This is a genomic window from Nevskia sp. (assembly GCF_051860985.1).
In the GTDB taxonomy this organism is placed as follows: domain Bacteria; phylum Pseudomonadota; class Gammaproteobacteria; order Nevskiales; family Nevskiaceae; genus Nevskia.
Genome location: NZ_JBIMKV010000005.1, coordinates 185,750 through 198,717, shown reverse-complemented (window position 1 = coordinate 198,717; position 12,968 = coordinate 185,750). Strand labels below are relative to the sequence as shown.

Here is a 12,968-nt window from a genome sequence, read left to right as displayed (position 1 = left end):
ACCCCACCATGGCCTTGCATCACCCCCGCTGGACGGCCGCCGTCGCGGCCATTTTCATCGCCGGTTGCAACAACCAGGACACTTTCACGCCGCCGGTGGCACCGCCGACGCCGCCGGCCGTCACCGACAGCTACCTGCTGACCAGCGCCAACCGGCTGGTCGGCTTCAACATCGCCGGCACCGGCGCCATCCAGGTCAGCAACGCGATCACCGGCCTGGCCGACGGCGAGTCGATGGTCGACATCGCGTTCCGGCCCAATGACGGCCTGCTGTACGGCCTGGTGGTCAGCGGCAGCAGCGGCCGCATCGTGACGATCGACCCGAGCACTGGCGCCACTACCGCCGTCAGCACCCTCAGCGCCGACCCGGCCGACACCAGCGCGCCGTTCACCGGCCTGTCCGGCACCCGTTTCGGCATCGACTTCAATCCGGTGCCGGATCGCCTGCGGGTGATCTCCGACGCCGGCCAGAACCTGCGCATCAATGTCGCCACCGGCGCCACCATCACCGACACCGCGCTGAACGGTGCCGGCACCGGGGCCACCGCCACCGCCTACACCAACGCCTTCAACGCGGCCTGCCGGACGATGCAGTTCGCGATCGACCCGGCCAGCGACCGTCTGTTCCAGCAGAACCCGCCGAACGATGGCGTGCTGACCGCGATCGGCAACCTCGGGGTCGACGCCGACAGCATTGGCGGCTTCGACGTCGCCACCTCGCAGACCGGCGTCAACTCGGCGTTCGCCGTGCTCAACACCGCCGACGGCACCGCCGTCTACGCGATCGACACCGCCACCGGCGCCGCCACCCAGACTGCGACGCTTTCGCTGGCCGACGCGGAAACCGCTGCCGGCTTCGCGATCCGCGCGCAGAACCGTTCCACCGCGCAGGCAGCCGGCGACCTGTTTGGCCTGGCCGCCGACGGCAGCTTCGGCACCTTCACGCGCACGGCGCCGACCAAGCTGTGCACCACCGGCACGGTCAGCGGCCTGCCGGAAGCGACCACGCTGCTCGGTATCGATACCCGCCCGGCCACCGGCCAGCTGATCGGCCTCGGCAGCGACAGCAAGCTCTATGCGATCTCGCCCACCGGCGCCGCCAGCGAGCTGTGCCCGCTGATCGCCGACCCGGCCGACGCCACGCTGCCGTTCACGGCCCTGCCGGCCGACGCCAGCTTCGGCGTCGGTTTCAATCCGGTGCCGGACCGCCTGCGGGTGACCACCAGCACCGGCTTGAACCTGCGCATCAACACCAGCCCGAATGACGAGGGCAAGTGTCTGGTGACCACTGACACCGCGCTGACCGGCGCCACCTCGGTGACCGGCGTCGGCTACACCAACGCCATTCCGGGCACCGTCAGCACCACGCTGTACGCAATCGACAGCGGCGCCGATACCTTTGTCCGCATCGGCGGCAACCCGGCCAACGGCATTGCCGGCGATCCGGGCAATCCGAACAGCGGCGTGGCAACCACCATCGGCTCGCTGGGCATCGGCGACATCGACGACAACACCGCCTTCGTGGTCGATGGCCGCAACAACGCCGCGCTGCTGGCGGCTGCCGCGACCGGCGCCAGCGCCTCGACGCTGTACACGGTGAACCTCGCCACCGGTGCCGCCACGGCGGTCGGCGCGATCGGCGGGGGCAACGGCACGGCCACGCTGGCGCCGCTGATCGGCCTGACGCTGACCACCGGCAGCAATCTGCGCGTCCACGCGCTGACCGACGACAACCACCTGCTGAGCTTCACCCAGGTCGATAACGCCTTCGCGCCGAATGACGCCATCGATCTGACGATCACCGGCCTGACCGCAGGCGAATCGCTGCTCGGCATCGATGTCCGCCCGGCCAACGGCCTGCTGTACGGCATCAGCTCGCTGAACCGCGTCTACGTGATCAACACCACGACCGGCCTGGCGACGCTGGCAGCGACGCTGGCTGCCGACCCGACCGACGCCTCGGCGCCGTTCTCGTCGTTGGCCGCCGGCGCCCGCTTCGGGGTCGACTTCAACCCGGTGCCGGATCGCCTGCGCGTGGTCGACACGGCCGGCAACAACCTGCGGATCAACGTCGGCACCGGGGCGACCATCACCGACGGCGCGATCAACGGCGCAGCGACCAGCGGCGTGATCGGCTCGGCCTACCTCAACAGCTTCGCAGGCGCGGCGGCGACCACGCTGTACAACCTCGACGCCACCACGCTGTTCACCCAGGTGCCGCCGAACGACGGCACGCTGGTGGCTGTCGGGGCGACCGGCGTGACGGCGGTCGGCGATGCAGGCTTCGACATTGCCGGCGGCGCCAATGGCCTGGTGCTGGCGGCGATCCGGACCAGCGCCGGCGAAGGCCCGTCGAACCTGTACCGCATCAACCTCGCCACCGGCGCGGCGACGCCGGTTGGCGTGGTCGACGGCAGCGCCCGGATCGGCGCGGCGACGGCGTCATCGGTGCGCAGCCTGGCGATCGACGTGCGCTGATCGCCTGATCGTGAACCCCCGCTGAAACAGGAAGGCCGGCTCGCAGGAGCCGGCCTTCTTGCTGTCCGCCTCGGACGCAGCGCGACCTGCTCAGGCTTTCTTGCCGCGACCGAAGAACTTGCCGATCAGCGCACCGAGGCCGAGCACGGCGAACAGGATGATCTTGGCGAACTTGGCGAGGAACACGCCGATCACCGCCAGCAGGCCGAGCTTCTTGGCGGCAACGCCGCCGACCAGCGCCGCCAGCCCGTAGGTCGCCACCTTGTCGGTGTCGGGTCGGAAGTCGGCGTAGCGCTTGCCTTCGTTGAAGCTGACCGCCGCCAGCAAGGTCCGGGCGTCGGGCTTGTAGCGATTGATCTCCGCGCTCGAGGTAACCAGGTTCATCTCGAAAAAGCCTTCGCGGCCCAGCACGTAGGTGTTGTAGTTGACCGTGCCCTCGCTACCCGGCGCAGCGCCGATCTCGCGCGCTTCCAGCGACCAGACCAGCCGCTGATGGGCGGCATCCCAGGTTGGCGGCTCGATCCACTGGCTGACTTCGAGCCCCGGATAGCCGAGCGCCTGACGACGTGCATTGCCGGCCGCCGTGCCCTTGCGCAGGCTCTCCAGCATGTCGTCGGCGTTCCACTCGCGGGCGTCGTCGTCCTTGATGTAGCCGGCCGGATCGAAATCGAGGCGCATCATCCAGTTCGCGTCGCCCTGGCCAACCGGGACGATCAGGCCGATGAACTGCTCGTTGACCGAATTGCCGAGTGCCTCCATCAGCCGGCGCGCCTCGGCCAGCGGCACGAAGCCGTAGCCCTCCGGCAGCTTCAGCAGCCCCTGATCGCGCAGCAGCAGCGTCTGGGGGCCGCGCAGCAGCGCCGTGCCGGCTGCCGCGAACGCGGCGTTGACGGCGTCGGCAGTGCGGCCGGCTGCGGTCGGGTCCTGCGCTTCTGCTGTCGCTGCAGGCGCTGTTTCCTGCGCCTGCAGCGTCACGGCCAGCGTCAGCAGCAGCAAGCCGAGAAGGCGGGCAGCGATCCTTGCATTCATGGGCGGCGGTTCCTCGGTGGTGCCGTGACACCCGCCGGGTTCGGCGGGCGGCGCGCCTGGGATCAGTCCTCGAAAACCGCCGGCCGCTTGCCGAGGTAGGCGCTGACCGCTTCGTTGAGATCGGCGGAGATCAGCATCGCGGCATTCCAGCCGGCGACGTACTCCAGCCCTTCGGCAACGCTGTGGTCGCGCGCGTACAGCAGGCTCTGCTTGACGCCGCGCACGGTCAGCGGCGATTTGGCGGCCAGGCTGCGCGCAATGCCGTCGACCGCCTGCATCAGCGCTTCACCATTCGCATGGGTGGCGCTGACCAGGCCGATTGCCTCGGCCTTGGTGCCATCGAAGGTTTCACCGGTGTAGGTCAACTCCGCCACCTTGGCGTAGCCGACGACGTGGCGCAGCCGCTGCACGGTGCCAACGTCGGCAACCACGGCGAGATCGACTTCCTTGATGCAGAACTTCGCGTCCACCGTGGAGTAGCGCAGGTCGCAGGCGGCGATCAGATCGACACCGGCGCCGACGCAGGCACCCTGCACGGCGGCGATCACCGGCACCCGGATGTTCTCGATCGCGGTGATGCTGGCCTGCGCCGCCAGAATCCACTCGCGCAGGTATTCACGCGCCCGCGCCGGGCAGCCCGGTCCGGTGACCCGCTTGCTGAGGCCGGCCAGCACCTGCAGGTCGATGCCGGCGGTGAAGTGCTTGCCGGCGCCCGCCAGAATCACCACCCGGATCTGCCGCTGGGTATTGATCCACGCGGCCGCCTTCGGCAGTTCCTGCCACATCGCTTCCGACATCGCATTGGCCTTGTCGGGGCGATTCAGCAGCAGCCGTGCGACAGGGCCGTCGAGTTCAATCTTGAGCGTCGTGAAGTCCATGCCAGCGGGGTTCCTTGAGGGTCTGAGAGTCAGGACCCGGATGGTAAGCTCGCGCCCTCTTTCGTGAATACCTGACCATGACTGCGATTCCGACCGCCGCCTCGCCGGCCGCCGCGCTGCCCGATGTCCGCGACCTCGAACCGCGCCTGCTGGCCGCGCTGGACCTTGCGAAATCGCGCGGCGCGACGGCGGCCGAAGGCTATCTCGGCGTCAGTCGCGGCCTGTCGGTCGCGGTGCGTCAGGGCGAGGTCGAATCGGTGCAGTTCCAGCGCGATCGCGATCTGTCGCTGACCGTGTTCTTCGGCCATCGCACCGGCTCGGCCAGCACCACGGACCTGTCCGACGCAGCACTAAAGCGCACCGTCGACGCGGCCTGCGCGATCGCCCGGGTCGGCGGCGAAGATCCCTGTGTCGGCCTTGCCGATCCGGCGCGGATGGCCCGGGCGTTTCCGGATCTCGAGCTCTACCATCCGCACGCGCTGGCGCCGGAAGCGGCGATCGAGCGCGCCCGCGCCTGCGAGGCCGCTGCCTTCGCCGTCGATCCCCGGATCAGCCAGTCGGAAGGGGCCAGCATCGATACCCGCGAATCCTTGAGCCTGTACGCCAACAGTCATGGCTTCATCGGCCGCCGCCGCGCCACCGACTACAGCCTCGGCTGCGCGGCGATCGCTGTCGAAGGCGAGGCGATGCAGCTCGGTCACTGGTACAGCAGCGCGCGCCGCTTCGAGGCGCTCGACGCGCCGGAAGCGATCGGCCGCAAGGCCGGCGAGCGCGCCGCCGCGCGGCTCGGCGGCCGCACGCTGGCCACGCGCAGCGCGCCGGTGATCTTTCCGGCCGAGATCGCACGCGGCCTGTTCGGCCATTTCATCGGCGCGATTTCCGGGGCCGCGCTGTATCGCCGCGCCAGCTTCCTGCACGGCAAGCTTGGCGAAACCGTATTCGCCGAACGGGTCAGCGCCCGCCAGATGCCGTTCCTGAAAGGCGCGGCCGGCAGCAGCGCCTACGACCAGGAAGGCGTGGCGACCACCGAGCGCCAGCTGATCGACAAGGGCGTGCTCGGCGGCTATCTGCTCGGCAGCTACAGCGCCCGCAAGCTGGGGCTGGAATCGACCGGCAATGCCGGCGGCGTCTACAACCTGCTGATCGATTCGACCTTCGACGGCGGCCTGGAAGCGCTGGCGCGCGAGATGGGCGAAGGCCTGATCGCCACCGACCTGATGGGCCAGGGCGTCAACACCGTGACCGGCGACTATTCACGCGCCGCCAGCGGCTTCTGGGTCGAGAACGGGGTGATCGCCTACCCGGTCGACGAGATCACCATCGCCGGCAATCTGGCCACGATGTATCGCGGGATCTCCGCGATCGGTTCCGATGTCGATACCCGTGGCGGCGTGCGCTGCGGCTCGGTCCTGATCGACGCGATGACCATTGCCGGCGGCGCCTGACGCCTCACCCTTCCCTGCCAACCTTCGACGTGGACGCCGCCGTGATCCGATCGAGCCTCATCCTGACCACCCTGCTCGTGCTGACCGGCTGCGCCTCGCGCGGCGTGCAAGACTGCAATTCGATCGCCGGCAAGGGCTGGCAGCACCTGTCGGCCGCGCCGGCCGACCGGGCCGAACTGCTCACCCGCGCCAACCTGCCGAACGAGGCGGACGTGCAGTGGTACGGCCAGGGCAGCGATCGGGTGATGGTCTGCGATCCGTCGAACAGCCTCGTCAACCCCGGCTGCGGCGGTTCGGTGGCCTACCAGTTCGAGCGCAGCGGCGGGGTCTGGACCTCGAGGGGCATGCTGCTGCCGCTGTGCGACGACGGCACGCTACCGCCGTAACGGGGTTCGCAGGGCGCGGCTAGTCGGCCGGCGGGGCAGCCGGCTTCCTGACCGCGCGCTTTTTCGCCGCAGCCTTCTTCGCCACCGGCTTCTTCGCGACCGGTTTCCTGTCGGCCGCAGCCGGCGTCGGCGCCGGGCGCGGCGCAGCGGGGGCCGGCGCGATCCGGGAAGCCGCGATCTTCGATTCCTCGAGGTTTTCGAACTGGTCGGAAATCAGCTGGCCGATATCGCGATTGATGCGGCGGATCGCGTCGTAGACCACGCCGATGGTCTGCCGGTGCTTCTGCCGCAGTGCCGATTTTTCGGCATCGATCAGGCCGGTCTGCTCCAGCGCTTCGAACGGCAGGTCCGCGATGTACTGATGCACGGCCTGCACGGACGTGGCGCCGCGATCGACGGCTTCCTGGATGAAGTCCTTGAGCAATTCCAGACGTTGCAGTTTCTTCATCGCAGGACTTCCGTGGCAGTGGTCGCGGGTGTGGCGAGGATAACCGCAGGCTGCGGCATCCGGTGGCTTATCGCAGGCCGCAGGCCGCGTAGTCCTCGCGGCGGCGCTCGATGCGCACGCCAACCGTCTTCGCGGTGTCGATGGCGCCCGGCTTGCCGATCGACAGTTGCAGCCGGGCGATCGGAAAGCGTTCGAAGATCATCCGCGCCAGCGTCTCGGCCAGCGTCTCGATCAGCTGGAAGCGACGCGCCGCAGCCAGCTTGATGATCGCTTCGGCTACCGCGCTGTAGTCGACCGCGTCGCGGATGCGGTCGCTGGCAGCGGCTTCGCGGATATCGACACCCAGTTCCAGATCGAGGATCAGCGGCCGCGGCGCCTGCTGCTCGTAGGCATGGACGCCGATGATGGTTTCGATGTGCAGCGCCTGGATGAAGACGGTGTCGAGCGACATGGACTCAGAGCGAGAGGAAGGAAGGAGGGCGCAGCTCGTGCAGCGGCCAGCGAGCCCTGGCCGGCAGGCCATCGCTGCGCTCACCGGCCGACAGCCGGGCCCAGCCGGCGTAGGCAATCATCGCGGCATTGTCGGTGCAGAACGCCGGACGCGGAAAATGCAGGCTGGCGCCGCGCGCTTCGGTCGCCGCCTTGAGCCGGGCCCGCAGGCGGCGATTGGCGCCGACGCCGCCAGCGACGATCAGGCTGCGCAGGCCGGTGGCGTCGAGCGCGCGTTCGCACTTGATCGCCAGGGTGTCGGTCACTGCTTCTTCGAACGCCCGCGCCAGATCGGCCTTGGCCTGGTCGTCGAAATCGGCTTTCAGCTGGTTCAGCACGGCGGTCTTCAGGCCGCTGAAGCTGAATTCCAGGCCCGGACGGTCGATCATCGGCCGCGCGAAGCGGAACACGCCGGGCTGGCCACGCTCGGCGAGCCGGGCCAGTTCCGGCCCGCCCGGATACGGCAGGCCGAGCGCCTTGGCAGTCTTGTCGAAGGCTTCGCCGGCGGCATCGTCAAGCGTTTCGCCGAGGATCTCGTAGCGCCCTACGCCATCGACCCGCGCCAGCATCGTGTGGCCACCGGAAACCAGCAGCGCCACGAACGGAAAGGCCGGGCGCTCGTCTTCGAGCATCGGCGCCAGCAGGTGGCCTTCCAGGTGATGCACCGGCAGCAGCGGCTTGCCGATGGCGGCAGCCAGCCCGGCAGCGAAGCTGCCGCCGACCAGCAAGGCGCCGATCAGGCCGGGGCCGGCCGTGTAGGCGATACCGTCCAGAGCGTCGGCGGCCAGCCCAGCTTCGGCAAGCACCGCAGCGACCAACGACTGGATGCGACCGACATGGTCACGGGCCGCCAGTTCCGGCACCACGCCACCGTACTCGGCATGCATGGCGGCCTGACTGTGCAGCACGTGCGCCAGCAGGCCGCGCTCGCCGTCGTAGATCGCGGCGGCGGTCTCGTCGCAGGAGGATTCGAGGCCCAGGATTTTCATCGGCTGCGGATTCTGCGCCAGTGCGCGCCGGATTGCAGCGTCGCGCGTTGCGTTGCCGCGACTGATTGACTAGACTTTGCGCCCCTTCCGGGCCGCCTGCGTCCGGACCGTGCCAAATCCGCTGTCGAGATTGATCTGATGCCGAATGTCCGCGTTCGCGATAACGAGCCGTTTGAAGTTGCTCTCCGCCGTTTCAAGCGCACCTGCGAAAAGGCAGGCGTGCTGACCGACCTCCGCAAGAAGGAATTCTTCGAGAAGCCGAGCCAGGAGCGCAAGCGCAAGCGTGCCGCCGCCGTGAAGCGTCAGGCCAAGAAGGTCTCCCGCGAGACCTCGAAGCAGATTCGCCTGTACTGACGAGTTTGTCGTCCTGACAAGACCGCGCCATCCATGGCGCGGACTGCTCAAGGAAGATCTCACCCCGTCGTTCAAATCGCGCCTACCGGCGCGATTTGTGTTTGTTCCGCTTTCAAATTCCAGGTGCCCCTATGACCGATCTCAAGACCCGCATCACCGAAGACGTGAAGCTGGCGATGAAGGCCGGCGACAAGGCGCGCCTCGGCGTGCTGCGGATGCTGACGGCGGAGCTGAAGAACCGCGAAGTCGTGCTGTCGCAGCAGATCACCGATGCCGTCGTCATCGAGGCGCTGGAAAAGATGCTCAAGCAGCGGCGCGATTCGGAATCGCAGTTCCGCGCCGGCAATCGCCTTGATCTGGCCGAGATCGAAGCAGCGGAAATCGTCGTGCTGAGCCAGTACCTGCCCACGGCACTGAGCGAGGACGAGCTCGCTGCGCTGATCCAGCAGGGCATCAGCGAAACCGGCGCCGCCGGCATGAAGGACATGGGCAAGGTCATGAACTGGCTGAAGCCACAGGTCGCTGGCCGCACCGACATGGGCAAGCTGTCCGGGCTGATCAAGGCACGGCTCGGCTGACTCGGCCTGCGGGCTAGACTCCGCCCATGGCTGGCGGACGCATCCCCGATTCCTTCATTCACGATCTGCTGTCGCGCACCGACATCGTCGAGGTCGTCGGCAGCCGGGTCGAGCTCAAGCGCGCCGGCCGCGAATTCAAGGGCCTCTCGCCGTTCACCAACGAGAAGTCGCCCTCGTTCTTCGTCAATCCGGCGAAGCAGATGTTCTTCGACTTCTCCTCCGGCAAGAACGGCACGGCGATCACCTTCCTGATGGAGAACGATCGCCTCAGCTTCGTCGAGGCGGTCGAGGAACTGGCCAAGCGCGCCGGCGTGGAAGTGCCGCGCGAAGGCGGCAACGAAGGCCCGCGCCTGGTGCTCGACGGCCCGCTCGATGCGCTGGCGGTGGCCGAGAAGTTCTATCGCAGCCAGCTGAAAACGCATCCGCCGGCGATCGACTACCTGAAGCAGCGCGGCCTCGACGGCGATACCGCCAAGCTGTTCAACATCGGCTTCGCACCGGAATCCTGGGACGCGCTGACCCGCCTGTTTCCCGAGACCGATGGCCAGCGCCAGCACGCGCTCGATGCTGGCCTGCTGATCGAGCGCGATGGCGGCGGCGCCTACGACCGCTTCCGCAATCGGGTGATGTTCCCGATCCGCGATACCCGCGGCCGCACCATCGGCTTCGGCGGCCGCACGCTCGCGAACGATCCGGCCAAATACCTCAACTCCCCGGAAACGCCGCTGTTCCACAAGGGCCGCAACCTGTTCGGCCTGTTCGAGGCCAAGCAGTCGACCAAGGCGGAACTGCCGTACCTGCTGGTCGTCGAGGGCTACATGGACGTGGTGATGCTGGCCCAGCACGGCATCCGCAATGCCGTGGCCACGCTGGGCACCGCGACCACCCGCGAGCATCTGACCCTGCTGTTCAAGTCAACGCGCCGCGCGGTGTTCTGCTTCGACGGCGACCGCGCCGGCCGCTCGGCGGCCTGGCGGGCGCTGGAGCAGGCGCTGCCGGAGGTGTTCGATGATCGCGAATGCCGCTTCATGTTCCTGCCGGATGGCCACGACCCCGATTCGCTGGTGCAGGAGATCGGTGCCGATGCCTTCCGCGCACTGATCGACAAGGCCCAGCCGCTGTCCGATTTCCTGCTCGACGAACTGCTGAAGCAGGTCAATCTGGCGAACCGCGAAGGCCGCGCCCGGCTGCCCGGCCTGGCGCGCCCGCACCTGGACAAGCTGCGCGACGGCGCGCTGCGAACCCTGATCGTCGATCGCCTGCTGACCCTGACGCGGATGCAGCGCGACGATCTGGAAGCCGCGCTGGCCGCCGCCGGCAAGGCTGCGCCGACCACGACCGACAGCGGCGGCGAGCGTGGCCGGCGCGTCGAAACCCCGGGTTCCAAGCCGGTGCGGATCGCGCTGCAGCTGCTGCTCGAAGCGCCGGCGCTGGCTGCGCGGGCCGAGCATCTCGGCCAGATCGCAATGCTGAATCAGCCCGGTCTCGACATTCTGCTCGACACCATCGAGTTCTTCAGCGAGAACCCGGAGGCCCATGCCGCGCAGTGGCTGGAAATGAATCGCGGCAGCGCCCGTGGCGCCGCGCTGACCCGGATCAGCGCGATGCCACTGCCGATCACCGGCGATCTCGGCGCCGAATTCACCGATTGTCTGAGCCTGCTGCGCAAGCGGGCGGTCCGCGAACGACAGCAGGCGCTGCTCGATCTCGCCCGCGACAGGGAACTTGCGCCGGCGGAACAGGCCGAACTGATGGCGCTGATGGCGGAACGGACCGGCTGAACCGCCGGCCGCCGATCCGACGAAGCGCTCTTTAAGCGGGCCTTCCAGCCCCCACGTCCGTTGCACGGTCTGGCCGTGATCAGGCCGGTTCCGGTAAACTGCGCAGTTCTTGACCGGCGTCACGCGCCCCGGTTTCACACAAGAGTATTCAGATGGCAGCAGCTGACCAGCAATCCCAGATCAAGAACCTGATCGCGCTCGGCAAGGAGAAGGGCTTCCTGACCTTCGCCGAAGTTTCCGACAGCCTGCCGGAAATCGTCGATTCGGAGCAGATCGACGACGTCATCACGATGATCCAGGGCATGGGCATTCCGGTCCATGACGAAGCCCCGGACACCGAGGCCCAGCTGTTCAGCGAGCCCGCCGTCGCCGCCACCGAGGACGACGAGGAAGCCGCCGAGGAAGCCGCTGCCGCACTCGCCGCCAGCGACTCCGAATTCGGCCGCACCACCGACCCGGTGCGCATGTACATGCGCGAGATGGGCTCGGTGGAACTGCTCGACCGCGAAGGCGAAATCCGCATCGCCAAGCGCATCGAGGAAGGCCTCGGCGAAGCGCTGTATGCGATGGCCAGCTACCCGGAAACGGTCGCCATCCTGCTCGAACAGTACGACAACGCGATCAACGGCAAGAAGCGTCTGGCTGAAGTCGTGGTCGGCTTCTTCGACCCGAACGCGCCGGAGCCGGTCGCCGCCGAAGAGGCGCTGCCGCCGGAAGTGGCGGATGTCGAGCCGGAAGTGGTCGAAGGCGCGGAAGACGAGGAAGAGGAAGCGGTCGATACCGGCCCCGATCCGGTGCTGTGCGCGGAGAACTTCGCCAAGCTGCAGGCACTGTACGACGAGGCCTGGGATTCCCTGCTCCGCCTCGGCACCGCCAGCAAGAAGACCCAGGCCCGCCGCGCGGCAGTGGCCGACCTGATCATGACCTTCCGGCTGTCGCCGAAGATCGTCGTCGAGGTCACCAACAACCTGCGCAACAAGGTCGAGCTGATCCGCTCGATCGAGCGCTCGGTGCTGCGCATCTGCGTGGCCGAATGCGGCATGACCCGCGAGGAATTCCTGGCGAAGTACCGCGAAGGCGGCGTGTCCGACCTGAGCTGGCTCGACAAGGCGATCCGCGCCAAGCGCAAGTATTCGGCCGCACTCGCGCTGAAGAAGGACGACATCAAGCTGCTGCAGGACCAGCTGACCCAGATCGAAGGCGACAACCTGCTGTCGATCGACGAGATCAAGGACATCTACCGGCGCATGACCGTCGGCGAGGCCAAGGCCCGCCGCGCGAAGAAGGAAATGGTCGAGGCCAACCTTCGCCTGGTGATCTCGATCGCCAAGAAGTACACCAACCGCGGCCTGCAGTTCCTCGACCTGATCCAGGAAGGCAACATCGGCCTGATGAAGGCGGTGGACAAGTTCGAATACCGCCGCGGCTACAAGTTCTCGACCTACGCCACCTGGTGGATCCGCCAGGCCATCACTCGTTCGATCGCCGATCAGGCGCGCACCATCCGCATTCCGGTGCACATGATCGAGACCATCAACAAGCTCAACCGCATCAGCCGCACGATGCTGCAGGAGATGGGCCGCGAGCCGACGCCGGAAGAGCTGGCGGTGAAGATGGAGATGCCTGAGGACAAGGTCCGCAAGGTGCTCAAGATCGCCAAGGAACCGATCTCGATGGAGACGCCGATCGGCGACGACGAGGATTCGCACCTCGGCGATTTCATCGAGGACACGGCGGCCGTGTCGCCGCTGGAATCGGCGACCTCGCAGAGCCTGGCCGAAGCGACGCACCAGATACTGGCCTCGCTGACGCCCCGCGAAGCGAAGGTGCTGCGCATGCGCTTCGGCATCGACATGAACACCGATCACACGCTGGAAGAAGTCGGCAAGCAGTTCGACGTCACCCGCGAGCGCATTCGCCAGATCGAAGCCAAGGCGCTGCGCAAGCTGCGCCATCCGTCGCGCGCCAACTACCTGCGCGGGTTCCACGACGTTTATGGCTTGCGGGGTGGCGGGAATTTAAAACCCCGCTTCGGCGGGGTTTTTCATGTCCGGCCTGCTCTGCGCGGGAAACACAGGCGCAAAAAAACCGGCCCGTCGCGCCTATAGGCGAGG

Annotated in this window: 12 protein-coding genes; 7 read left to right on the top strand and 5 right to left on the bottom strand. The window is 67.7% G+C overall.

What is annotated here, in order from left to right:
• Nucleotides 1–8 precede the first annotated feature (8 nt).
• Nucleotides 9–2,477: a DUF4394 domain-containing protein gene (locus ACTIGJ_RS07220; protein ID WP_439639615.1), complete on the top strand. Its 2,469-nt coding sequence runs from the start codon at nucleotides 9–11 to the stop codon at nucleotides 2,475–2,477.
• 90 nt (nucleotides 2,478–2,567) lie between these two features.
• Here the strand turns inward: ACTIGJ_RS07220 and ACTIGJ_RS07215 are convergent, their stop codons facing one another.
• The gene (locus ACTIGJ_RS07215) at nucleotides 2,568–3,506 is read right to left on the bottom strand and encodes a DUF2167 domain-containing protein (RefSeq protein ID WP_439639614.1); all 939 of its coding nucleotides are present in this window, start codon (nucleotides 3,504–3,506) and stop codon (nucleotides 2,568–2,570) included.
• A gap of 62 nt (nucleotides 3,507–3,568) precedes the next feature.
• Complete coding sequence (locus ACTIGJ_RS07210) at nucleotides 3,569–4,384, bottom strand: crotonase/enoyl-CoA hydratase family protein (RefSeq protein ID WP_439639613.1); 816 nt, start codon at nucleotides 4,382–4,384, stop codon at nucleotides 3,569–3,571.
• 77 nt (nucleotides 4,385–4,461) lie between these two features.
• Here ACTIGJ_RS07210 and pmbA point away from each other — a divergent pair, with 77 nt between their 5' ends.
• Both pmbA and ACTIGJ_RS07200 read left to right on the top strand, forming a co-directional pair.
• Nucleotides 4,462–5,829: a metalloprotease PmbA gene (pmbA, locus tag ACTIGJ_RS07205; protein WP_439639612.1), complete on the top strand. Its 1,368-nt coding sequence runs from the start codon at nucleotides 4,462–4,464 to the stop codon at nucleotides 5,827–5,829.
• A gap of 41 nt (nucleotides 5,830–5,870) precedes the next feature.
• Nucleotides 5,871–6,215 (top strand): hypothetical protein, encoded by a 345-nt coding sequence (locus tag ACTIGJ_RS07200; protein WP_439639611.1) that lies wholly within the window; start codon nucleotides 5,871–5,873, stop codon nucleotides 6,213–6,215.
• A 19-nt stretch (nucleotides 6,216–6,234) separates the two neighbouring features.
• Here ACTIGJ_RS07200 and ACTIGJ_RS07195 read toward each other — a convergent pair whose 3' ends face one another.
• The 3 genes from ACTIGJ_RS07195 to tsaD all read right to left on the bottom strand — a co-directional run bounded on the left by ACTIGJ_RS07195 (nucleotide 6,235) and on the right by tsaD (nucleotide 8,141).
• Nucleotides 6,235–6,663, bottom strand: coding sequence for a hypothetical protein (locus tag ACTIGJ_RS07195; protein WP_439639610.1), 429 nt, complete (start codon nucleotides 6,661–6,663; stop codon nucleotides 6,235–6,237).
• Between the two features lie 67 nt (nucleotides 6,664–6,730).
• Nucleotides 6,731–7,114, bottom strand: a complete 384-nt coding sequence (gene folB, locus ACTIGJ_RS07190) for a dihydroneopterin aldolase (protein WP_439639609.1) — start codon at nucleotides 7,112–7,114, stop codon at nucleotides 6,731–6,733.
• 4 nt (nucleotides 7,115–7,118) lie between these two features.
• The gene (gene tsaD / locus ACTIGJ_RS07185) at nucleotides 7,119–8,141 is read right to left on the bottom strand and encodes a tRNA (adenosine(37)-N6)-threonylcarbamoyltransferase complex transferase subunit TsaD (protein WP_439639608.1); all 1,023 of its coding nucleotides are present in this window, start codon (nucleotides 8,139–8,141) and stop codon (nucleotides 7,119–7,121) included.
• Nucleotides 8,142–8,279: 138 nt separating this feature from the next.
• Here tsaD and rpsU point away from each other — a divergent pair, with 138 nt between their 5' ends.
• The 4 genes from rpsU (at nucleotide 8,280) to rpoD (ending at nucleotide 12,962) form a co-directional block, all read left to right on the top strand.
• Nucleotides 8,280–8,495 (top strand): 30S ribosomal protein S21, encoded by a 216-nt coding sequence (gene rpsU, locus ACTIGJ_RS07180; protein WP_022976229.1) that lies wholly within the window; start codon nucleotides 8,280–8,282, stop codon nucleotides 8,493–8,495.
• Between the two features lie 131 nt (nucleotides 8,496–8,626).
• The gene (locus ACTIGJ_RS07175) at nucleotides 8,627–9,073 is read left to right on the top strand and encodes a GatB/YqeY domain-containing protein (protein ID WP_439639607.1); all 447 of its coding nucleotides are present in this window, start codon (nucleotides 8,627–8,629) and stop codon (nucleotides 9,071–9,073) included.
• 26 nt (nucleotides 9,074–9,099) lie between these two features.
• Nucleotides 9,100–10,854, top strand: coding sequence for a DNA primase (gene dnaG / locus ACTIGJ_RS07170; RefSeq protein WP_439639606.1), 1,755 nt, complete (start codon nucleotides 9,100–9,102; stop codon nucleotides 10,852–10,854).
• 152 nt (nucleotides 10,855–11,006) lie between these two features.
• A complete protein-coding gene (gene rpoD / locus ACTIGJ_RS07165) occupies nucleotides 11,007–12,962 on the top strand; it encodes an RNA polymerase sigma factor RpoD (protein WP_439639605.1) in 1,956 nt (651 codons plus the stop codon).
• Nucleotides 12,963–12,968: the final 6 nt, after the last annotated feature.

Coding starts and splice junctions, on each gene's coding strand:
- ACTIGJ_RS07220 (WP_439639615.1), top strand. CDS start 9: ATGGCCTTGCATCACCCCCGCTGGACGGCCGCCGTCGCGGCCATTTTC.
- ACTIGJ_RS07215 (WP_439639614.1), bottom strand. CDS start 3,506: ATGAATGCAAGGATCGCTGCCCGCCTTCTCGGCTTGCTGCTGCTGACG.
- ACTIGJ_RS07210 (WP_439639613.1), bottom strand. CDS start 4,384: ATGGACTTCACGACGCTCAAGATTGAACTCGACGGCCCTGTCGCACGG.
- pmbA (WP_439639612.1), top strand. CDS start 4,462: ATGACTGCGATTCCGACCGCCGCCTCGCCGGCCGCCGCGCTGCCCGAT.
- ACTIGJ_RS07195 (WP_439639610.1), bottom strand. CDS start 6,663: ATGAAGAAACTGCAACGTCTGGAATTGCTCAAGGACTTCATCCAGGAA.
- folB (WP_439639609.1), bottom strand. CDS start 7,114: ATGTCGCTCGACACCGTCTTCATCCAGGCGCTGCACATCGAAACCATC.
- tsaD (WP_439639608.1), bottom strand. CDS start 8,141: ATGAAAATCCTGGGCCTCGAATCCTCCTGCGACGAGACCGCCGCCGCG.
- rpsU (WP_022976229.1), top strand. CDS start 8,280: ATGCCGAATGTCCGCGTTCGCGATAACGAGCCGTTTGAAGTTGCTCTC.
- ACTIGJ_RS07175 (WP_439639607.1), top strand. CDS start 8,627: ATGACCGATCTCAAGACCCGCATCACCGAAGACGTGAAGCTGGCGATG.
- dnaG (WP_439639606.1), top strand. CDS start 9,100: ATGGCTGGCGGACGCATCCCCGATTCCTTCATTCACGATCTGCTGTCG.
- rpoD (WP_439639605.1), top strand. CDS start 11,007: ATGGCAGCAGCTGACCAGCAATCCCAGATCAAGAACCTGATCGCGCTC.